General features: G+C 64.9%; 22 protein-coding genes. 18 read left to right on the plus strand and 4 right to left on the minus strand.

The features are described from left to right. Positions 1–247 precede the first annotated feature (247 nt). The 11 genes from GXB81_RS16750 (at position 248) to hslU (ending at position 11,539) form a co-directional block, all read left to right on the plus strand. Positions 248–1,132: a lipid A biosynthesis lauroyl acyltransferase gene (locus GXB81_RS16750; protein WP_167042176.1), complete on the plus strand. Its 885-nt coding sequence runs from the start codon at positions 248–250 to the stop codon at positions 1,130–1,132. Positions 1,133–1,574: 442 nt separating this feature from the next. Next, a complete protein-coding gene (locus GXB81_RS16755; RefSeq protein WP_205192848.1) occupies positions 1,575–2,018 on the plus strand; it encodes a DUF2778 domain-containing protein in 444 nt (147 codons plus the stop codon). Further along, positions 2,015–2,278, plus strand: a complete 264-nt coding sequence (locus GXB81_RS16760; RefSeq protein WP_240158935.1) for a non-ribosomal peptide synthetase — start codon at positions 2,015–2,017, stop codon at positions 2,276–2,278. Before GXB81_RS16755 ends, GXB81_RS16760 begins: the two co-directional genes overlap by 4 nt. Before the next feature lie 488 nt (positions 2,279–2,766). Then, on the plus strand, positions 2,767–3,765 hold the full coding sequence (dapF, locus tag GXB81_RS16765; protein ID WP_205989814.1) for a diaminopimelate epimerase: 999 nt from the start codon (positions 2,767–2,769) through the stop codon (positions 3,763–3,765). A gap of 57 nt (positions 3,766–3,822) precedes the next feature. After that, entirely contained in the window at positions 3,823–4,569 is a 747-nt protein-coding gene (locus GXB81_RS16770) for a DUF484 family protein (RefSeq protein ID WP_167042172.1), read from the plus strand. 37 nt (positions 4,570–4,606) lie between these two features. Beyond that, a complete protein-coding gene (gene xerC, locus GXB81_RS16775) occupies positions 4,607–5,530 on the plus strand; it encodes a tyrosine recombinase XerC (RefSeq protein WP_167042170.1) in 924 nt (307 codons plus the stop codon). Positions 5,531–5,654: 124 nt separating this feature from the next. Beyond that, positions 5,655–6,857 carry a class I SAM-dependent rRNA methyltransferase gene (locus GXB81_RS16780; protein WP_205989815.1) on the plus strand — a complete coding sequence of 401 codons (1,203 nt, stop codon included), beginning with the start codon at positions 5,655–5,657 and terminating at the stop codon, positions 6,855–6,857. A 222-nt stretch (positions 6,858–7,079) separates the two neighbouring features. Beyond that, the gene (locus GXB81_RS16785) at positions 7,080–8,168 is read left to right on the plus strand and encodes a GTP-binding protein (RefSeq protein ID WP_167282221.1); all 1,089 of its coding nucleotides are present in this window, start codon (positions 7,080–7,082) and stop codon (positions 8,166–8,168) included. Positions 8,169–8,858: 690 nt separating this feature from the next. Beyond that, complete coding sequence (gene dksA, locus GXB81_RS16790) at positions 8,859–9,278, plus strand: RNA polymerase-binding protein DksA (RefSeq protein WP_008923580.1); 420 nt, start codon at positions 8,859–8,861, stop codon at positions 9,276–9,278. Positions 9,279–9,646: 368 nt separating this feature from the next. Then, complete coding sequence (gene hslV / locus GXB81_RS16795) at positions 9,647–10,183, plus strand: ATP-dependent protease subunit HslV (protein ID WP_013088078.1); 537 nt, start codon at positions 9,647–9,649, stop codon at positions 10,181–10,183. 9 nt (positions 10,184–10,192) lie between these two features. Beyond that, positions 10,193–11,539, plus strand: coding sequence for an ATP-dependent protease ATPase subunit HslU (hslU, locus tag GXB81_RS16800; RefSeq protein WP_205989816.1), 1,347 nt, complete (start codon positions 10,193–10,195; stop codon positions 11,537–11,539). A 156-nt stretch (positions 11,540–11,695) separates the two neighbouring features. On the opposite strand, the gene GXB81_RS16805 is transcribed toward hslU, so the two are convergent. The 4 genes from GXB81_RS16805 to GXB81_RS16820 are packed head-to-tail and all read right to left on the minus strand — an operon-like array spanning position 11,696 to position 13,887. Next, the gene (locus tag GXB81_RS16805) at positions 11,696–12,238 is read right to left on the minus strand and encodes a response regulator transcription factor (protein ID WP_167042162.1); all 543 of its coding nucleotides are present in this window, start codon (positions 12,236–12,238) and stop codon (positions 11,696–11,698) included. Next, a complete protein-coding gene (locus GXB81_RS16810) occupies positions 12,235–13,545 on the minus strand; it encodes an ATP-binding protein (protein WP_205989823.1) in 1,311 nt (436 codons plus the stop codon). Before GXB81_RS16810 ends, GXB81_RS16805 begins: the two co-directional genes overlap by 4 nt. Beyond that, positions 13,545–13,775, minus strand: a complete 231-nt coding sequence (locus GXB81_RS16815; RefSeq protein WP_167282345.1) for a cysteine-rich CWC family protein — start codon at positions 13,773–13,775, stop codon at positions 13,545–13,547. Before GXB81_RS16815 ends, GXB81_RS16810 begins: the two co-directional genes overlap by 1 nt. Further along, positions 13,717–13,887: a hypothetical protein gene (locus tag GXB81_RS16820; protein ID WP_167282209.1), complete on the minus strand. Its 171-nt coding sequence runs from the start codon at positions 13,885–13,887 to the stop codon at positions 13,717–13,719. Before GXB81_RS16820 ends, GXB81_RS16815 begins: the two co-directional genes overlap by 59 nt. A gap of 167 nt (positions 13,888–14,054) precedes the next feature. Here GXB81_RS16820 and argB point away from each other — a divergent pair, with 167 nt between their 5' ends. The 7 genes from argB to GXB81_RS16855 all read left to right on the plus strand — a co-directional run. Beyond that, complete coding sequence (gene argB, locus GXB81_RS16825) at positions 14,055–14,954, plus strand: acetylglutamate kinase (RefSeq protein ID WP_167042160.1); 900 nt, start codon at positions 14,055–14,057, stop codon at positions 14,952–14,954. 298 nt (positions 14,955–15,252) lie between these two features. Continuing rightward, positions 15,253–16,020, plus strand: a complete 768-nt coding sequence (locus tag GXB81_RS16830) for a pyrimidine 5'-nucleotidase (protein ID WP_205989817.1) — start codon at positions 15,253–15,255, stop codon at positions 16,018–16,020. A gap of 36 nt (positions 16,021–16,056) precedes the next feature. Beyond that, the gene (slmA, locus tag GXB81_RS16835; RefSeq protein WP_205989818.1) at positions 16,057–16,776 is read left to right on the plus strand and encodes a nucleoid occlusion factor SlmA; all 720 of its coding nucleotides are present in this window, start codon (positions 16,057–16,059) and stop codon (positions 16,774–16,776) included. Positions 16,777–17,100: 324 nt separating this feature from the next. Next, positions 17,101–18,246, plus strand: coding sequence for a homoserine O-acetyltransferase (locus tag GXB81_RS16840; RefSeq protein ID WP_167042154.1), 1,146 nt, complete (start codon positions 17,101–17,103; stop codon positions 18,244–18,246). Continuing rightward, entirely contained in the window at positions 18,243–18,851 is a 609-nt protein-coding gene (gene metW / locus GXB81_RS16845) for a methionine biosynthesis protein MetW (protein WP_167042152.1), read from the plus strand. The genes GXB81_RS16840 and metW overlap by 4 nt, the downstream gene beginning before the upstream one ends. A 14-nt stretch (positions 18,852–18,865) precedes the next feature. Continuing rightward, entirely contained in the window at positions 18,866–20,260 is a 1,395-nt protein-coding gene (locus tag GXB81_RS16850; RefSeq protein ID WP_205989819.1) for an AmpG family muropeptide MFS transporter, read from the plus strand. After that, a partial coding sequence (locus GXB81_RS16855) for a hypothetical protein (protein WP_205989820.1) occupies positions 20,257–20,448 on the plus strand: 192 nt, incomplete at its 3' end. The genes GXB81_RS16850 and GXB81_RS16855, both read left to right, overlap by 4 nt.

A 20,448-nucleotide genomic window follows, 5' to 3' on the forward strand; every position in this document is an offset into this window, starting at 1 on the left:
CGGGAGCCTGAAGCGGCGACGCTTTAGCGGATTACCTGACCGTTGGGCGCGGATATCGCATGGAAACCCATGGATCGCACCTGCCGGCTTCGCCCCGCAAGTTGTCTATTAACTCGGCGAAGCCCTTATTATAGCGACTTCCCATAATTGTCACAGAGTGTCCACGAGTGCGGCATCACGTCCATTTCTCCGCTGTCCCGAATTCGTCGCCTCCGGCCACGTGCGCCGCCGCGCGCCTGGAGGCGGCATGCTGAGCCGCTACGGCGCGAAGCTCGCGATCGGGCTGCTCAAACTCTTTGCGCTGCTGCCGTATGGTTTCGTCGCCCGTCTCGGCGACGGCCTCGGCTGGCTGCTCTATCAGCTCCCGAGCCGCCGCAAGCGCATCGTCCATACGAACCTCAAGCTGTGTTTCCCCGACTGGAGCGACGAGCGCCGCGAGGATGTCGCGCAGAAGCATTTCCGTCATGCGATCCGCAGCTATCTCGAACGCAGCGTGCAGTGGTTCGGCTCGGCGAAGAAGCTCGAAAAGCTGATCCAGCTCGATAGCGCAATCGATCTGACGGACCCGGATCTGCCGCCCACGCTGTTTCTCGGCTTTCACTTCGTCGGTATCGAGGCCGGGTCGATCTTCCTGAACTATTCGCTCAGGCGCCAATGCGGCTCGCTCTATCAGCCGATGTCGAACCAGGAACTCGAGGCGGTCGCCAAGGCGGCGCGCGCGCGTTTCGGCGCGGACATGGCGAGCCGCGCCGACAGCGCGCGCATCGTGCTGCGCTGGCTGCGCGAGCGCAAGCCGGTCATGCTCGGCGCGGACATGGACTACGGCGCGCGCAATTCGACGTTCGTGCCGTTCTTCGGCGTGCCGACCTGCACGCTGACCGCGGTCGGCCGTCTCGCGAAGGTGGGGCACGCGCAGGTCGTGCCGTTCATCGGCGAGGTGCTGCCGAACTACAAGGGTTATCGGCTCAAGGTGTTCAAGCCCTGGGAGAACTACCCGAGCGGCGACGACGACATCGACGCGCGCCGCATGAACGAATTTCTGGAAGAGCAGATTCCGCTGATCCCCGAGCAGTATTACTGGGTGCACAAGCGGTTCAAGACGCGGCCGCCGGGGGTGCCGGGGGTGTATTGAGGGGTGGGGGCGGATGGGCGAGTGATATCGCAGATTTGCAAGCGAACCCAGATATCCAGACGAAAAGCCGGCTTGTAAAGGCCGGCTTTTCGTTTCACGGCCGGGCATTGCCTCACTCATCGCACAGGTGCCGTCCCGCCCGCTCCCGCCGCAGCCCGCCAGCCGAATCGGCTTGACGCACCAATGCAGTTCGCAACGATCCGCAACACTCCGGCAAGTTGATCCCGCCCGGCATAGTTCGCCTATCCGCAGCACGCCTGGCCTTGCCTGGAACACCATCAGCAAATTCGACGACTCACGGTTCGGGAGGACGCGCGGACAATTTTTCGACAATAAATGGACCACTCAAGTGCTAGGGTGGTTCTCTTCATAGGCCATTTAACAACTCGCTAACCAGAAAAATATACCCATCAACTGCACGTTCCGTCTTAATGGAAAAACGATGTCGACGTTGTCTTGCGCGGGTGTAGGAAACTTCTCGGTCTTTTCGGGCGATAAGGCCGGCAAGGACAATCCCGCTTATATCGCAGTTCCCAACGTCGGGCTGCTGCCGCCCGGCCGCTATTACATAGTTGATCGCGGATCGGGCGGCATCTTCACACATCTTCGCGATTTCTTTCTGCAGCATCTATACGGAACTGACCGAAGCAAATGGTTCGGACTCTATAAAGACGATGGAGAGATCGATGACAGGACATTCGTAAACGGCATTGCAAGGGGCAACTTTCGACTGCATCCCCGAGGCCCTCAAAATTTGAGCGAAGGCTGCATTACTCTGGACGATCCAGTCGGCTTCGAGCGACTTCGCGCGCGGCTGCTGGCAACATCGCGGATCGCCGTACCCGGTGGCAAGGGCTTCGCCTATGGAACCGTTGACGTTCAATGACAACTGTCTTTAAGGTTTGTCTCTATACCGCCTTAACGCTTGCCCTCACATCAGGCTTTATGTGGTGCTTCGGGCATATCCAGTTTTCCGACTGGGCAACCGATGCGCTGGTGCAATTCGGTTCATTCTTTCGCGTCTATGGCGACGAGAATCTGGAAGACCTCTATCTTGATGTAACGTTCCTGATTTCCCTCGCATTCGCAATATCGATCGTATTGGCAGCGCATCGGCTCCGCGGCAAACATAAGCGCCGAGGGTAGCTCACAAACCCACATTCTTCCCGGACGGCGCTTCACGCGCCGTTCTGCGTTGCTCTGAACGAAGCAGCTGATGTCCCTGGCAACGCGCGCTTTCTTTCGTTTGCCAATCACGCGTCCGCGACTGCCGTGGGCGAAGCCGACTCTATTTCAAACGAGTCGAATTCAACAAGCGGCCCCGCACCTAGCGTGGCCGAAAAAACATCTATCGGCTTTGGTTGGTAGGTGTTTTTTCAAAGCAGGATCTCTCGCGTAATTCGAGCGCCCGATTGTTGCGGGGAGTACTTTCGCCACTGGCGACCTGTTCAACATCGCCGCCCGGCGACGCATCCCCGAGCGATGTCGATACCGGCGCCATGAGCACTGCGTGTATCATCCACTATTGGTCTGACACGGCTCGAACGCATCGACGGCGAGGCCGTCAGCCCGTCCCGGATTCCGGCTTCGCTCGAACCCACGAAGCCCTCTGCAGCAACGGATACACGGAAAACGTGAAGCTTAAATTCACCAAAATGCATGGCGCGGGCAACGACTTCGTCGTGCTCGACGGCTACACCCAGCCAGTCAACCTCACCACGGCGCAGGTGCGCGCGCTCGCGAACCGCCATTTCGGCGTCGGCGCCGACCAGTTGCTGCTGGTGGAGAAGCCGACCGTCGAAGGCGTCGATTTCAGATACCGTATCTTCAATTGCGACGGCGGCGAGGTCGAGCACTGCGGCAACGGCGCGCGCTGTTTCGTCAAGTTCGTGCGCGACCGCGGCCTCACCGACGAGCGCAGCGTGCGCGTGCAGGTCCAGAAAGGCACGCTCACGCTGACGATGCAGGACAACGGCGAGGTGATCGTCGACATGGGCGCGCCCGTATTCGATCCCGCGCTCGTGCCGTTCGCAGCCAAGGGTCTGCAAGGCCGCCGCGAAGGCGCGGACACGCTCTGGCCGCTCGACGTGAACGGCACGACGCGCTGGATTTCGGCCGTCTCGATGGGCAATCCGCACGCGGTGCAGATCGTTGACGATGCCGAAGCGTTCCCGGTGCTCGTCGAAGGTCCGGTGATCGAGCGGCACGCCCGCTTCCCGCAGCGCGTGAACGCGGGTTTCATGCAGATCGTCAGCCGCAGCGAGATCCGCCTGCGCGTCTACGAGCGCGGCGCGGGCGAAACGCTCGCGTGCGGCACGGGCGCGTGCGCGGCCGTCGCTGCCGGCATCCGGCGCGGGCTGCTCGACTCGCCGGTGCTCGTGCATACGCACGGCGGCGATCTGACGATCACCTGGGACGGCGCGCAGGAAGGCGCGCCGTTGCTGATGGCCGGCCCCGCGGCGACCGTCTTCGAAGGCGAGATCGAATTGGCCGACGAGCTGGCCGACGAATTGGCCAATACGTTCGCCGCCGACCTCGCCCACGAACCGTCCGCCGCACCGTCCGCCACGTCGCAAAACGATTCGCAGCACGATTCATCCGGCACACGGACCACCGTTGCGCCGGCTGCCTGAACTCATTGACCGGCGCGCCGCCCACGGCGGCCGTCCCGTCGTCCTTTAGCCGAAACCATGAACGATCGCGAAGTCGCCGAATACCTGCTCGCCAACCCCGAATTCTTCGTCGAACACGCGGAAACGCTCGCGACCATCCGGCTCGCGAATCCGCATGGCAAAGCCGCGGTCTCGCTGCAGGAGCGGCAAATGGAGATGCTGCGCGACAAGAACAAGCATCTCGAACGGCGCCTCGCCGAACTGCTGCGCTACGGTCACGAAAACGACAGCATCGCGTCGAAGTTCAACCGCTGGACCATCCGCGTGATGGCGGAGCGCGATCCGTACGCACTGCCGCGCACGATCGCCAACGGTCTGCGCGACATCTTCGACGTGCCGCAAGCGGCGCTGCGCGTGTGGGACATCGCCGAGCCGTACGGGCAAGCCGACTTCGCGCGCCACGTCAGCGAGGAAGTGCGCATTTTCGCGAGCAGCCTGACGACGCCGTACTGCGGCGCGAACACCGGCTTCGAGGCCGCGCAATGGCTCGTGCCGGCGGCGAACGGCGCCGCGAGTGGCGCGAACGGAGCAACCGGCGCGGCCGACGAAAACGGCGCCATACCCGATGAAGCGGCCCACGCGACCGAATCGGTCGCCCTGCTCGCGTTACGCGACCCCGAAAGCGCCGAGACTGCCCCCACGTTCGGCCTGCTCGTGATGGGTTCGGCCGACGCGCGCCGTTTCCACGACGGCATGGCGACCGATTTCCTCACGCAGATCGGCGCGCTCGCGAGCGCCGCGCTGAGCCGGCTGCTGCCGCGCTGATTCCGCGCCGCTCGCGCACTCGCCGCCGCAACCCACCGTGACCGCCGCCGACCCGATCGCCGCCTACCTGTCGCATCTCGAGCACGAGCGGCGGCTCTCGGCGCATACGCTGCGCGGCTACACGCACGAACTCGAGGAACTGAAGCGGCTCGCCAACGGCCGGCCGCTCGAAAGCCTCACGGCGGTCGACATTCGCGGCGCCGTCGCGCGTGCACACGCGGGCGGCCTGACGGCGCGCTCGATCGGTCACCGGCTGTCGGCATGGCGCGCGTTTTATCGCTGGCTCGCCGGCCGCGTCGATCTGCCGGCCAATCCGGTCGCGGCCGTGCGCGCGCCGAAGCAGGCCAAAACGCTACCGAAGGCGCTGTCCGTCGACGACACCGCGCGTCTGATGGACAACCCGCCGGCCGACTCGCCCGAGGGCCTGCGCGATCACGCGATACTCGAACTGTTCTACTCGTCCGGCCTGCGGCTCGCCGAACTGGTCGGCCTCGACGTCCGTTTCGCCGACACCGAAGGCTACCGCTCCGCCGGCTGGCTCAAGCTCGATTCGGCCGAAGTCGAAGTGCTCGGCAAGGGCAACCGGCGCCGCGTCGTGCCGGTCGGCGGCAAGGCGGTGGCGGCGCTGAACGCATGGCTCGCGGTGCGCGGGCAGATGGTGAAGCACGATCCGCATCCGCTCTTTCTGTCGGCACGCGGCAACCGGCTCTCGCCGAACGTCGTGCGCGAGCGCGTGAAGCGCGCGGCGCTCGCGGCCGGCATTCCCGCCAACGTGCATCCGCACGTGCTGCGGCATTCGTTCGCGACGCACGTATTGCAGTCGAGCGGCGATCTGCGCGCGGTGCAGGAACTGCTCGGCCACGCGAGCATCACCGCAACGCAGGTTTATACGGGGCTCGATTTCCAGCATCTCGCCCACGTCTACGACAGCGCGCATCCGCGCGCCAGAAAACGTAACTGATCACGCAACGGATCGCGCCACCGACAACACGACCGCCGCCGCCCGCCACGGCACGCGGCCCTCACCCCCGCTTCATGCGCCGCGCCGGGCCTGCCCCGCGGCCCCTTGTTCCCGCTGACATCCGATGAATACCGTTACGCTCAAACCGTCGAAAGAAAAATCGCTGCTGCGCCGCCACCCGTGGGTCTATGCCAACGCGATCGATCACGTCGACGGCCACCCCGAGCCGGGTGCGACCGTGCTCGTGCGCGCGCGCGACGGCCGCTTTCTCGCACGCGCCGCGTACAGCCCGCACTCGCAGATCCGCGCGCGCGTCTGGAGCTTCGACGAAGCCGAGCCGATCGATCACGCGTTCTTCAAGCGCCGCGTGCAGCGCGCGCTCGCGCATCGTCGCGCGATGGTGCGCGACACCGGCGCGGTACGGCTGATTTTCGGCGAAGCGGACGGCCTGCCCGGTCTGATCGTCGATCACTACGTCGCCGAGGATGCGGGCCAGCGCAGCCAGCTCGTCTGCCAGTTCATGGCGGCGGGCGTCGAGGCGTGGAAAGAGGCGATCGTCGCGGCGCTGGTCGGCGCGACCGGCTGCCCGAACGTCTACGAACGCTCGGACGTCTCGATCCGCCAGAAGGAAGGGCTCGAACAGATCACCGGCGTGCTCGCGGGCGAACCGCCGTCGGACCGGCTGATCGCGAGCGAAAACGGCGTGCGCTATCACGTCGACGTGCGCAACGGCCATAAGACCGGCTTCTACGTCGATCAGCGCGACAACCGCCTGCTCGTGCAGCAGCTCGCGCAGGACCGCGACGTGCTGAACTGCTTCTGCTACACCGGCGGCTTTTCGCTCGCGGCATTGAAGGGGGGAGCCAAGCGCGTGGTGTCGGTCGATTCGTCGGGCGAGGCGCTGGCGCTCGCGCAGCAGAACGTCGCCGCCAACGGCTTCGACGCCGCACGCGCCACATGGCTCGACGCCGACGCGTTCAAGACGCTGCGTCGCCTCCACGACGAAGGCGAGCGCTTCGATCTGATCGTGCTCGATCCGCCGAAATTCGCGCCGTCGCGCGAGCACGTGGATCGCGCCTCGCGCGCCTACAAGGACATCAACCTGACCGGCCTGAAGCTGCTGCGCCCGGGCGGCCTGCTGTTCACCTACTCGTGCTCCGGCGCGATCGACCCCGAGCTGTTCCAGAAGATCGTCTCCGGCGCGGCCGCCGACGCCCGCGTCGACGCGCGCATTCTCAAGCGGCTCGGCGCGGGCGTCGACCATCCGCTGCTCACGGCCTTCCCCGAGGGCGAATACCTGAAGGGTCTGCTGTTGCAAATCGCCTGATCGCCCCTATTTACGGGCGGATTGCAGGCGCCGGCGGCAGCATCGGCGCGGGTTGGCCGTCGTGGGCGCAAACGGCCCCGACCTGCGCCCGCCCGGCAAATATGTTTCAATAACCGGCCAGACGGGCTGCGCGCCATGCGGCCGCCGCGCCCGGCCCACGCATCCGGCTAGCTCAGGCTAGCGTTCGAGTACGCACCGTTTTACGACTTACAGGCGACCTACATGATCCCCGTCACCATCCTGACCGGCTTTCTCGGCAGCGGCAAAACCACTCTGCTCAAGCGCATCCTGAACGAAAAGCACGGCATGAAGATCGCCGTCATCGAGAACGAGTTCGGCGAAGAGAACATCGACAACGACATCCTCGTGCAGGACAGCAACGAGCAGATCATCCAGATGAGCAACGGCTGCATCTGCTGCACGATTCGCGGCGACCTCTCGCGCGTGCTGGGCGATCTGGCCGCGAAGAAGCAGTCCGGCGAAGTGGACTTCGACCGCGTCGTGATCGAAACCACCGGCCTCGCGAATCCGGGCCCGGTCGCGCAAACCTTCTTCATGGACGACCAGATCGCGGGCGAATTCCTGCTCGACGCGATCATCACGCTGGTCGACGCGAAGCACGCGAACCATCAGCTCGACGAACACGAAGTGGTGCAGCGCCAGGTCGGTTTCGCCGACCGCCTGTTCGTCACGAAGGCCGATCTCGTCGACGAACAGCACGTGGCCGATCTGCGCCACCGTCTGCTGCACATGAACCCGAAGGCGGCGATCAAGGTCGTCAATTTCGGCGAGGCGGACATCAAGGAAATCTTCGATCTGCGCGGCTTCAACCTCAATTCGAAGCTCGAAATCGATCCGGACTTCCTCACCGAAGACGAGCACGCGCACAGCCACGCGCATGCGCACGACGAGCACGGCCACACGCACGCCGACCACGCGAACTGCGATCACGAGCACGGCCATTGCGACCACGAAGGCCACGATCACGGGCATCACCACCACGCGCACCACGACGACAAGATCAAGTCGTTCGTGTACCGCAGCGACCGCCCGTTCGATGCGAACAAGCTCGAAGACTTCCTCGGCGGCATCCTGCAGATCTACGGCGAGCATCTGCTGCGCTACAAGGGCGTGCTGTATATGAAGGGCGTCGATCGCAAGGTCGTGTTCCAGGGCGTGCACCAGATGATGGGCAGCGACCTCGCCGCGAAATGGCAGCCCGCCGAGAAGAAGACCAACAAGATGGTGTTCATCGGCATCGAACTGCCGCGCGACCTCATCACCGACGGGCTCGACGCCTGTCTCGCCTGAGCGGCCGCCCCGCTCCCTGGCGGGCCCGGGAAGGTACATGGCCTGCCGCGCGCGCCGTGCGGCAGGCAGTGCGTGTCATGGCCACGGTGTGCCGGGGCGCTCGCCGCGCATCGCGGCACCGGGCCGCAATCCTCTGCTAAAAGCGCGGCTCGGCGGTGCCCAAGCCAGTCGAAAGCCAATAGTATGAAAAGCGCGTGAAAACCCTGTTGTATCAAACAGCGCACGACCATCGCTTTTTGGCCTTGTGCGCGTTATATTTTCAGGATATCAATGCGCCGCAGACAGATTTCCGCCAGTTGCGGTGCCGTATTGTGATTCAGTTACAATACGGGCCCACTGGAGAATGACAACGAATTGCCCGGTCGCGCGTATCCCGCGGCGGGCCTGAAATGGCGCCGGAAAATCTTGTCCGGAGACACGCCGAAAACGTCGGCGAGCATGGCCCGAAAGGGCACGCGCTTGCCGGCAAGCGATGCCTCGGGAGCATGTGAGAATCGGTTTCCAGAGGAGTTCGGCCCCGCAGCGGCGTAGCTAGCAACGCCCGGCGCGTGGTCGCGAGGCGCTTCGGCGTCACGACAGCCCAACGTTCGTGGCCACCCGGCGCTGTGCGTCCGCGCAATGCCTGTGCGGGCAATACGAGAGTGCGGGCACTATGTAAGAGTTTTGCCCCACATTGAAGAAGTAAGCCAGATGACGACGAAACGACTCTTGACCGAAGCCGAAATCCTGAAGATGAGCGACAAGGATTACATGAATGAGGATCAGCTCGCCTTCTTCAAGAACAGGCTCGAACAGTTGCAGGCGGACATTCTCCGCAATGCCGGCCAGACGACCGAAAATCTGCGCGAAACGGTCATCGTGCCGGACCCGGCCGACCGCGCGACGATCGAGGAAGAGCATGCGCTCGAACTGCGCACGCGCGACCGCGAGCGCAAGCTGCTGAAGAAGGTGCAGCAATCGATCGCGCGCATCGAGGCGGGCGATTACGGCTGGTGCGAAGAAACCGGCGAGCCGATCGGCATTCCGCGTCTGCTCGCGCGGCCCACGGCCACGCTGTCGCTCGAAGCCCAGGAGCGCCGCGAACTGCGCCAGAAGCTGTTCGGCGACTGAACGCCGGCGGCGCGGGCTGCGGCCGCGCGCCCCACAACGCTGCTTCGTCGAGAGGCGCACGGTAAGCCGTGCGCCTTTTCTTTTGGTGTCGTCTTTTTTGTCGTCCATTCGGTGCGGTCCTTCCGGTGCCACCACCTTCCCGCCGCGAGCCGCCGCCGTGCCCGGCCCGCCGTTCGCGCCCCCCTCGCGCCACGCTTCCTGTTTTTCGTCCTATGCCTTTTGGCCGATCTTGATATGGGCGCGCACGCCCTAAAATAGACCGGACATGCGCTCACGAGCGCGCCGGCCGGCGCGCCGTCCGCTGACAGGATTCATGCGGTAGCGCGCCGCGCTATCGCGTCCTACCCGTTTTGCAAAGAGGAACGCATATGGAGCAATTTCACGGCACGACGATCGTTTCCGTGCGCCGCGGCAACAAGGTCGCGCTCGGCGGCGACGGCCAGGTGACCCTCGGCAACATCGTCATGAAAGGCGGCGCGAAGAAGGTCCGGCGCATCTACAACGGCAAGGTGCTGGTCGGCTTCGCCGGCGGCACGGCCGACGCCTTCTCGCTGCTCGATCGCTTCGAAGCGAAGCTGGAAAAGCATCAGGGCAATCTCACGCGCGCGGCCGTCGAGCTGGCCAAAGACTGGCGCACCGACCGCATGCTGCGCCGCCTCGAAGCCATGCTGATTACCGCGGACGCCACCACCACGCTCGTCATCACCGGCAATGGCGACGTGCTCGACCCCGAAGGCGGCATCTGCGCGATCGGCTCGGGCGGCGCGTATGCGCAGGCAGCCGCGAAGGCGCTCGCCGACAACACCGAACTCTCGCCGCGCGACATCGTGGAAAAGTCGCTCGAAATCGCCGGCGACATGTGCATCTACACGAACCACAACCGCGTCATTGAGACGATCGAGTAAGGACCCACGATGAGCACCATGACCCCTGCCGAGATCGTCTCCGAACTCGACAAACACATCATCGGCCAAGGCCGCGCGAAAAAAGCCGTGGCTGTCGCGCTGCGCAACCGCTGGCGCCGTCAGCAGGTCGAAGAGCCGCTGCGCCAGGAAATCACGCCGAAGAACATCCTGATGATCGGACCGACCGGCGTCGGCAAGACCGAAATCGCGCGGCGCCTCGCCAAGCTCGCCGACGCGCCGTTCATCAAGATCGAAGCGACCAAGTTCACCGAAGTCGGCTACGTGGGCCGCGACGTCGACAGCATCGTGCGCGACCTGATCGAAATCTCGGTCAAGCAGACCCGCGAAACCGAAATGCGCAAGGTGCGCACCAAGGCCGGCGACCTCGCCGAAGACCGCATTCTCGACATCCTGCTGCCGAGCGCGCGCGCGGTCGGCTTCGGCTCGGGTTCGGGCGCGACCGACACCGCCGACGAAGGCGGCGCCACGCGTCAGACGTTCCGCAAGCGCCTGCGCGAAGGCACGCTCGACGACAAGGAAATCGAGCTCGACGTCGAGCAGCCGCAAGTCGGCATGGACATCATGGGGCCGCCGGGCATGGAAGACATGACCGAGCAGATCCGCTCGATGTTCGCCAACATCGGCGGCGGCAAGAAGACGCGCCGCAAGATGAAGGTCAAGGAAGCGCTGAAGGTGCTCACCGACGAAGAAGCCGGCAAGATGCTGAACGACGAGGAAGTGAAGACCAAGGCGGTGCAGAACGTCGAGCAGAACGGCATCGTGTTTCTCGACGAGATCGACAAGATCGCGTCGCGCAACGAAGGCAGCGGCGGCGAGGTGTCGCGTCAGGGCGTGCAGCGCGATCTGCTGCCGCTCGTCGAAGGCACGACGATCAACACCAAGTACGGCATGGTGAAGACCGATCACATCCTGTTCATTGCGAGCGGCGCGTTCCATCTCGCCAAACCGAGCGATCTGATCCCCGAGCTGCAAGGGCGCTTCCCGATCCGCGTCGAACTCGATTCGCTGTCGGTCAACGACTTCGAGTCGATTCTCGTCTCGACGGATGCGAGCCTCGTCAAGCAATACCAGGCACTGCTCGCCACCGAAGACGTGCACCTCGAATTCGCCAACGACGGCATTCGCCGTCTCGCCGAAATCGCGTACTCGGTGAACGAAAAGACCGAGAACATCGGCGCGCGGCGTCTCTATACGGTCATCGAAAAACTGCTCGAGGAAGTGTCGTTCTCGGCCGGCAATCATTCGGGCCGCACGGTGCAGATCGACGCGGCGTATGTCGATCGCGCGCTGAACGAAGTCGCGGAAGACGAAGATCTGTCGCGCTACGTGCTGTGATCGCGTAATCGCGCTCGAAGCCGATGCATGAAAAAACGGGCGGCCTTCAACGAGGCAGCCCGTTTTGTTTTATGCCGCTCACCGTCATTACATGGCGGCAGCGCCCCGAACCGCGCCCGCCACGCCGAGCGCACGCGCCTCGCCCTACCGTACCGCCTACTGCCTGACCGGCCGCTTCGCGAGCTTGCGCTGCAAAGTCCGCCGATGCATGTTCAAAGCACGCGCCGTAGCCGAAATATTGCCGCCGTTTTCCGCGAGCACGCGCTGGATATGCTCCCATTCGAGCCGCGCAACCGACAGCGGCTGTGGATTCTCGATCGCTTCTTCGGCCTGCACCGCGCTCGCCTCGCTTTGCAGCGCCGACAGAATCGTCTCGACATTGGCGGGCTTCGCGAGGTAGTTGTCCGCGCCGTCCTTCACGGCCTGCACCGCGGTCGCGATGCTTGCATAGCCGGTCAGCACGAGCATGCGCGCATCGGGTTGCAGATCGCGCAAGGGCGCCACGAGCGTGAGACCGGAATCGTCGCCGAGATGCAGGTCGACCGTGATCTCGCTGAACTTCTGCTGATTCGCCAGCCTGATCGCTTCGTCCGCGTTGTGCGCTTCGCTCACGGTGTAGCCGCGCCGCGTCAAACCGCGCGCAAGGATGCCGGAGAACACTTCGTCGTCGTCGATCACCAGAAAATTCTTTTCGCTCATGCCTGTTTCTCCGTATTGGATGGCGCGGCGCCTCGTGGGCTCGCGCCGGAAAATTTGCGCCCGGCCAGCGGCAGCCGTAGCACCGCGCGCGTGCCGCGCGGTTTGGCCGCCTTGACGTCGGTCAGCTCGATCGAGCCCCGCAGACGCGCCGCCGCCGAGAAGGCCAGGTACAGCCCCACGCCGTGTCCGCCCTGCGTGCTCTCCACCGGCATCGCGCCGAGCGAGCCGCGCAACGCGGCCGGAATGCCCGGGCCCGCGTCGCACACGTCGAACTCGATCTGATCGCCGCGCGCCGCGAGCGCGCAGGACAGCGTGACGTGATCGCGGCTCGCGCGCGCGGCGTTGTCGAGCAGGATCGTCAGGATCTGGCCGACGGCGACCGTATCGTCGATGCTCGCGTCCGCGGGCGGAGCGCCGATCCGCTCGAACCTCACGTGCGGATGACGCAGGCGCCACTGCTCGGCAAACGATTCGAGCCATTCGCCGACCGGCTGGCGGTTCGTCGTGGTCGTTGCGCGGCTGCGCAGGCGCGCGAGCGCGGACGTGCAGAGCGTCATCTGCTGCTCGAGCAGTTCAAGATCGGCGCTGTAGGGCGCGAGTCCCGCGTCGGTGCGCGCCGCGTCGCGCAATTCTTCGGACAACATGGCGATTGTAGACAGAGGCGTGCCGATTTCGTGAGCCACGGTAGCCGCCTGCACGCCGAGCGCGACCGCGCGTTCGTCGTGAAGCAAGCGCTGCTGCGCTTCTCCGAGCGCTGCGTCACGTAGCCGCAGCGCGCGCGACATGCGGGCGACGAACCATGCGATCAGCCCGACGCTCACCATGAAGTTGACCCACATGCCGGCGCGGTAGTACTCGAACAGGTTCGCGGGATTGTCGAGATTGAGCGGCACGGAATCGAAACCGAGCACCGCATAGCAGGCGACCGCGAATGCCGCGAGCCAGGCCATCAGACGCCAGGGCAGCACGGCCGCGGCGATCGCGAGCGAAGGGAGATAGAGCGAAACGAACGGATTCGTCGTGCCGCCCGAGAGAAACAGCAGCGCGGACAGCGCGCCGAGATCGACCCATATTTGCCCGAACAGCTCCATGCTGGACTCGGGCCGCTGCTGCGCAACGCGCCACCACGTGAGCGCGTTGAACAGAACTTCGAGCGTGATGACGAGCAGCATCGCCGGCAACGGCAGATTCACGCCGATGAAGATCTGCACGAACGCGATAGTCACCAGCTGACCGATGATCGCGAGGCTGCGCAGCCAGAACAGATGACCGAGATTGACCCGGCCGGTGTTGGTGATTCGGTGCATCATCGGCGTTGCTCGGTCCCGGACTCTCCTTGCCTCGCGCGCGCGATCTCCGCGACCAGACATTCCGGGCACAGACAGCGGCTCGCCGGATCGAGCCGTTCGGCCGGCAGCGGTTGCAACTCGCGGCACCAGCAATCGAACGGCTGCGCATGCATGCCGCAGTCGAATGCGCTACCGCAGCGCGAACAGCGCGCGCTGTGCCCGGAACGGACGGAAGAAGATGCGTTCATTGCAGACCGGAAGAGGATTGCGGAAGGACGCCGCCAAAGGCATCGCTCGGGAAATGATGCCACGATCGGCAGCGCCGGTGCATCGGCCATCCGGCTGATTCACAGCCGTCATGCAGGCGCGTTAAGCTTGCTCCTCGCTTCGTCCGCGAAAGTGGTCCTGGTGCGGTACGCCAATCGCGCCCTGCCCGTCGCTCGCGCCGTTGCGGAAAACCCTGTTGCAGCGCGCCAGTCCTGTACAATTCGCGCTGTTTTAACTGTTTCCTGCCCGAGCCTGCCGCCATGTCCGAGCTTCCCGACCTCTCGCAGATTGCGCCCACCCTGAAGGCCGAAATTCTGGCCGAGGCGCTGCCCTACATCCGCCAGTACCACGGCAAGACCGTGGTCATCAAATACGGCGGCAACGCCATGACCGAGGAACGCCTGAAGCAGGGCTTCGCGCGCGACGTGATTCTGCTGAAGCTGGTCGGCATCAATCCGGTCATCGTGCACGGCGGCGGTCCGCAAATCGACCAGGCACTGAAGAAAATCGGCAAACAGGGCACGTTCATCCAGGGCATGCGCGTCACCGACGAAGAGACGATGGAAGTCGTCGAATGGGTGCTCGGCGGCGAGGTGCAGCAGGACATCGTGATGCTGATCAACCACTTCGGCGGCCACGCGGTTGGCCTGACCGGCAAGGACGGCGGCCTGATCCACGCGCGCAAGATGCTGATGCCGGATCGCGACAATCCGGGCCAGTACGTGGACATCGGCCAGGTGGGCGAGGTCGAGTCGATCAACCCGGCCGTGGTGAAGGCATTGCAGGACGACGCGTTCATTCCGGTCATCTCGCCAATCGGCACCGGCGAAGACGGCCTGTCGTACAACATCAACGCGGACCTCGTCGCGGGCAAGCTGGCGGTCGTGCTGAACGCCGAAAAGCTCGTAATGATGACCAACATCCCCGGCGTGATGGACAAGGAAGGCAATCTGCTGACCGATCTGTCGGCGCGCGAAATCGACGGCCTGTTCGAAGACGGTACGATCTCCGGCGGCATGCTGCCGAAAATCTCGTCCGCACTCGACGCGGCGAAGAGCGGCGTGCGCTCGGTGCACATCATCGACGGCCGCATCGAGCATTCGGTGCTGCTGGAAATCCTGACCGAACAGCCGTTCGGCACGATGATCCGCTCGCATTGATTCCGGCGCCGAGCACCGGCCACACGCGGCGCGTGTGCCGGACGGCGCGGCTGGCCGGTTGTGTGGATCGCGCCGGTCATGCCGCAACAGCGGTCGCGGTGGCCGCAACGGCGTTACAGGCGCCCGCGCAAACCATTCGGTTCGTCCCGCCGGCACGACCGGCGGACGGCAACACGAGTAACACCGCCCGCCTCGTGCCGCCACCGTGCTTGCATCCGGGCTCCCCTGCTTCCCCGCGGCAAACCGGCCGGCCGCCTTGGCGGCATGAAGCGCCCATCAGCGCCTGAAGGTCTCCACCATGCGCACCCCCACTTCACGGCGCCGCCGTCCCGACATCGCGGGCGGCAAGCCCGTCTGGCTGTTCGACCTCGACAACACGCTGCACCGCGCATCGCACGCCATTTTCCCGGCGATCAATCACGGGATGACGCAGTACATCATCGACGCGCTGCACGTGGACATCGACGAGGCGAACCGTCTGCGCACCGGCTACACGCAGCGCTACGGCGCCGCGCTGCTCGGCCTCACACGCCACCATCCGCTCGACGCGCACGACTTCCTGAAGGTCGTGCACACTTTCCCCGATCTCGGCTCGATGATCCGCCACGAACGCGGCGTCGCGCGCCTCGTCGCGGCGCTGCCGGGCCGCAAGATCGTGCTGACCAACGCGCCCGAAGCATACGCGCGCGCGGTGCTGGCCGAACTGCGCATCGAACGGCTGTTCGAACGCGTGATCGCGATCGAACACATGCGCGACCGCCGCCAGTGGCGCGCGAAGCCCGATCACGCGATGCTGCGCCGCGCAATGCGCGACGCGCACGTGTCGCTGAAAGACGCGATCCTCGTCGAAGACACGCGCTCGCACCTGAAGAACTACCGGCGGCTCGGCATCCGCACGGTGTGGATCACCGGCCACCTGCCGCGCCGCCCGCACGCGGACGGCGTGCCGACGCGCCTGCCGGGCACCGGCCGGCCGCATTATGTCGATCGCAGCATTCGTTCGTTAAAATCGCTACGACTGGGCACCCGCTCGGTTCGATGGAAGGGACGCAAGCCGGGACAGTAGCCACGAAGCCGCCACCACAGCAGCCGGGGGACAGCCATGCAGCCGATCGACAAGCCTCACGAAGCCTTAGCCGAACGCTCCCCCGCGGCGGCCGCGGCCGCGCCCACCGCCACACGCGCACCACGCCCGAAACCGGGCGAGCGCCGCGTGCATATCCTGCAAACGCTCGCGGGCATGCTCGAAGCGCCGAAGGGCGAGAAGATCACCACGGCGGCGCTCGCCGCCCGGATCGGCGTGTCGGAAGCGGCGCTGTACCGGCACTTCGCGAGCAAGGCGCAAATGTTCGAAGGACTGATCGAGTTCATCGAGCAGACGCTCTTCGGGCTCATCAATCAGATCACCAGCCACGAAAGCAACGGCGTGCTGCAAGCGCGTTCGATCGCGCTGATGCTGCTCAATTTCCCCGCGAAGAATCCCGGCATGACGCGCGTGCTGACCTGCGAGGCGCTGGTCGGCGAACACGAGCGGCTGACCGAGCGCGTGAACCAGATGCTCGAACGCGTCGAGGCCTCGCTGAAGCAGTGCCTGCGGCTCGCGCAAACGGAAGAACTCGCCAGTGCGAACGCTCACGCGGATCAACCCGCCGAGCCGGACGCCACGACACACGCCACGCTGCCCGCCGGCTACGATCCCACGATCCGCGCGAGCCTGCTCCTGAGCTACGTGATCGGCCGCTGGCACCGCTATGTGCGCAGCGGTTTCGCGCGCCCGCCCGCCGAACACGCAGAGGCACAACTGTTGCTGATTCTTCAGTAGTTCTTTCAGTCGTCCGCGCGGTCTGCCCGCGCCGCTGCCGTGCGGAATTTTCCGCTATACTTTGCGCCTGATGCCGCCGCGGCCCGTCGATGCACAACGGACCGCGCCAAGGCATCCCGAACACGCTGCACCCGGCTTTACCCCTTGCTTCACACCTTTCCACGCGCCGATTTGCTGACTCGATTGCGGGCGCGCGAACCACTGGCCAACGGCCCGCGGTTCACTATAAATGCGGCTAAAGAGGTCGTCAGCTGCGCACACAGCCTTCTCCTCCGTGCATCGCCGACGCCGTTTAGCCGCCCTGTTGACCCAATGGCGGAATGAATGGAATCCATCGGCATCGTCGCTCCCCAAAAAATGCATTTCACCGAGCCGCTGCCATTGCGCAACGGTAGCTCGCTCGCCGGCTACGACCTGATGGTCGAGACCTACGGCACGCTCAATGCCGCGCGCAGCAATGCGGTGCTCGTGTGCCACGCGCTCAACGCATCGCATCACGTGGCGGGCGTCTACGCCGACAATCCGAAAGACGTCGGCTGGTGGGACAACATGGTCGGCCCCGGCAAGCCGCTCGATACCGACAAATTCTTCGTGATCGGCGTGAACAACCTCGGCTCGTGCTTCGGTTCGACCGGGCCGATGAGCCTCGACCCCGCCACCGGCAAGCCGTATGGCGCGACGTTTCCGGTCGTCACGGTGGAAGACTGGGTCAACGCCCAGGCGCGCGTCGCCGACACGTTCGGCATCACGCGCTTTGCCGCCGTGATGGGCGGCAGCCTCGGCGGCATGCAGGCGCTCGCGTGGAGCATGATGTATCCGGAGCGCGTCGCGCATTGCATCGTGGTCGCGTCGACGCCGAAGCTCTCCGCGCAGAACATCGCGTTCAACGAGGTCGCGCGCTCGGCGATCCTGTCGGACCCCGACTTCCACGGCGGCGACTACTACGCGCACGGCGTGAAGCCGAAGCGGGGCTTACGCGTCGCGCGCATGATCGGCCACATCACGTATCTCTCGGACGACGACATGGCCGAGAAATTCGGCCGCTCGCTGCGCCGCGCGGAAGGCGCGCTCGACGACTACAACTTCAACTTCGACGTCGAATTCGAAGTGGAGTCGTATCTGCGCTACCAGGGCGACAAGTTCGCCGACTACTTCGACGCGAACACCTACCTGCTGATCACGCGCGCGCTCGACTACTTCGATCCGGCCAAGGCCTTCGCCGGCGACCTGACCGCCGCGCTCGCGCACACCACGGCCAAGTATCTGATCGCGAGCTTCTCGACTGACTGGCGTTTCGCGCCGGCGCGCTCGCGCGAACTCGTGAAGGCGCTGCTCGACCACAAGCGCACGGTCACCTACGCGGAGATCGACGCGCCGCACGGTCACGACGCCTTCCTGCTCGACGACGCGCGCTATCACAACCTGCTGCGCGCCTATTACGAACGCATTGCCAACGAGGTGAACGCATGAACCAGCGAGCCCTTGATTACCTGGCGTCGCGCCCGGACTTCCGCGCGATCGCCCGCTGGGTCGAGCCGCGCGCGAGCGTGCTCGACCTCGGCTGCGGCGACGGCTCGCTGCTGTCGCTGCTGAACGAGGAACTCGACGTGCAGGGCTACGGCATCGAGATCAACGACGCGGGCGTGCTCGCGGCGACGCAGAACGGCATCAACGTGATCCAGCAGAATCTCGAAGACGGCCTGCGCCTCTTCGAAGACGGCAGCTTCGATTTCGCGATCCTGTCGCAGACGCTGCAAACGATTCATCAGACCGCCGCGATCCTGCGCGAGACCGTGCGCGTCGGCAAGGAATGCATCGTCTCGTTTCCGAATTTCGGCTACTGGGCGCATCGGCTGTCGGTGCTGAACGGGCGCATGCCGGTATCGAAGTCGCTGCCTTATCAATGGCACAACACGCCGAACGTGCGCGTGCTGACCATCAAGGACTTCGAAGCGCTCGCGCCCGAGGTCGGCATCGAAATTCTCGATCGCGTCGTGCTGCACGACGGGCAGGTGGTACGTTGGGGCGTGAACTGGCGTGGTAGTCTTGCGGTCTATCGCGTCACGAAAAGCTAAGCTTAGTTATCCACATGTCGAACCCGCCGCACGAGGCGCCCGCACTTACCGCTCACGAAGAACATCCCGGCTGGCGCGCGTTTTTGAATACGCGCATGCTGATCTGCGTCTTTCTCGGCTTCACGTCGGGACTGCCGCTGTTTACGCTCGTCTATCTCGTGCAGGCGTGGCTGCGCTCCGAAGGCGTCAATCTGAAGGAAATCGGCCTCTTTGCGCTGATCCAGTTTCCCTACACATGGAAGTTCGTCTGGGCGCCGCTGATGGACCGCTACGTGCCGCGTCTGCCGGGCTGGCGTCCGGGCAGGCGGCGCGGCTGGATGCTCGTCGCGCAGTTGCTCGTGGCGGGCGCCATGGCGACGCTCGGCTTCGTGTCGCCGCGCGAATCGATCTGGACCGTCGCGGCGCTGACCGCGCTGGTCGCGTTCTTCGGCGCGAGTTCGGACATCGTGATCGACGCGTACCGGCGTGAATTGCTCAGCGACACGCAGCAGGGCCTCGGCAATGCGGTGCACGTGAACGCGTACAAGATCGCGGCGCTCGTGCCCGGCTCGCTCGCGCTGATTCTGTCCGATCATTTGCCGTGGAGCACCGTGTTCATCGTGACGGCCGCGTTCATGCTGCCGGGCGTTCTGATGACGCTGCTGGTGCGCGAGCCCGAGGTGCACGGCAAGCCGCCGAAGAATCTGCGCGAGGCGATCGTCGAACCGTTCAGGGAATTCATTCAGCGCGACGGCTGGCGCGGCGCGCTCTTCGTGCTCGGTTTCATCTTTCTGTACAAGCTCGGCGATACGATGGCGACCACGCTGTCCACGTCGTTTTTCCTCGACATCGGTTTTTCGCGCACGCAGATCGGCGTGATCGCGAAGACCACGGCATTCGGCGCGAGTCTCGCGGGCGGTATCGTCGGCGGCATCTGGCTGATGAAAATCGGCATTGGCCGCGGCTTGTGGATTTTCGGTTTGCTGCAGATCGTATCGACGCTCGGCTTCGCATGGCTCGCGCATCTCGGCCCGGCTTCGCCCGGTCTCGCCGCGATTTACGACATCGCGGTCGCAATCAGCCAGGGCACGACGAAGCTGCTCGCGTTCGTCGGCATCGACTGGTCGGTGCAGCTCGATCCGCGCTCGGTCGCGCTCGCGCTCGTCTACGGTTTCGAGACCTTCGCGACCGGCCTGACGATGGCCGCGTTCACCGCCTACATCGCGAGCACCACCGATCCGCGCTACACGGCGACACAGTTCGCGCTGTTCACGAGCCTCGCCTCGGTGCCGCGCACGCTGGCGTCGGCGGCGAGCGGCTACGTCGTCGCGAAGATCGGCTGGTTCGACTACTTCCTCGTGTGCACCGCGCTGGCCGTGCCCGGCATGCTGCTGTTGCTGCGCATCGCGCCGTGGAGAACCCGGCCGTGACAGTCACGCTTATCACACGCATGCGGCGCTTCGCGGCGGCGCGCGCTTTCCCGGTCGAGGCAGGCCGCGCGGCGCGATGCGCGGTATGGCTGCTCGGCTGCGCGGGCATGACGCTGGCACTGCCGTCGGGCGCATGCGCCGCGGCGGCCGCCGCGCCCGGTAGCAACGCAGGCGCGACGAATACCGAA

The organism is Paraburkholderia sp. Ac-20336 (assembly GCF_017105025.1).
Classification (GTDB): Bacteria; Pseudomonadota; Gammaproteobacteria; order Burkholderiales; family Burkholderiaceae; genus Paraburkholderia.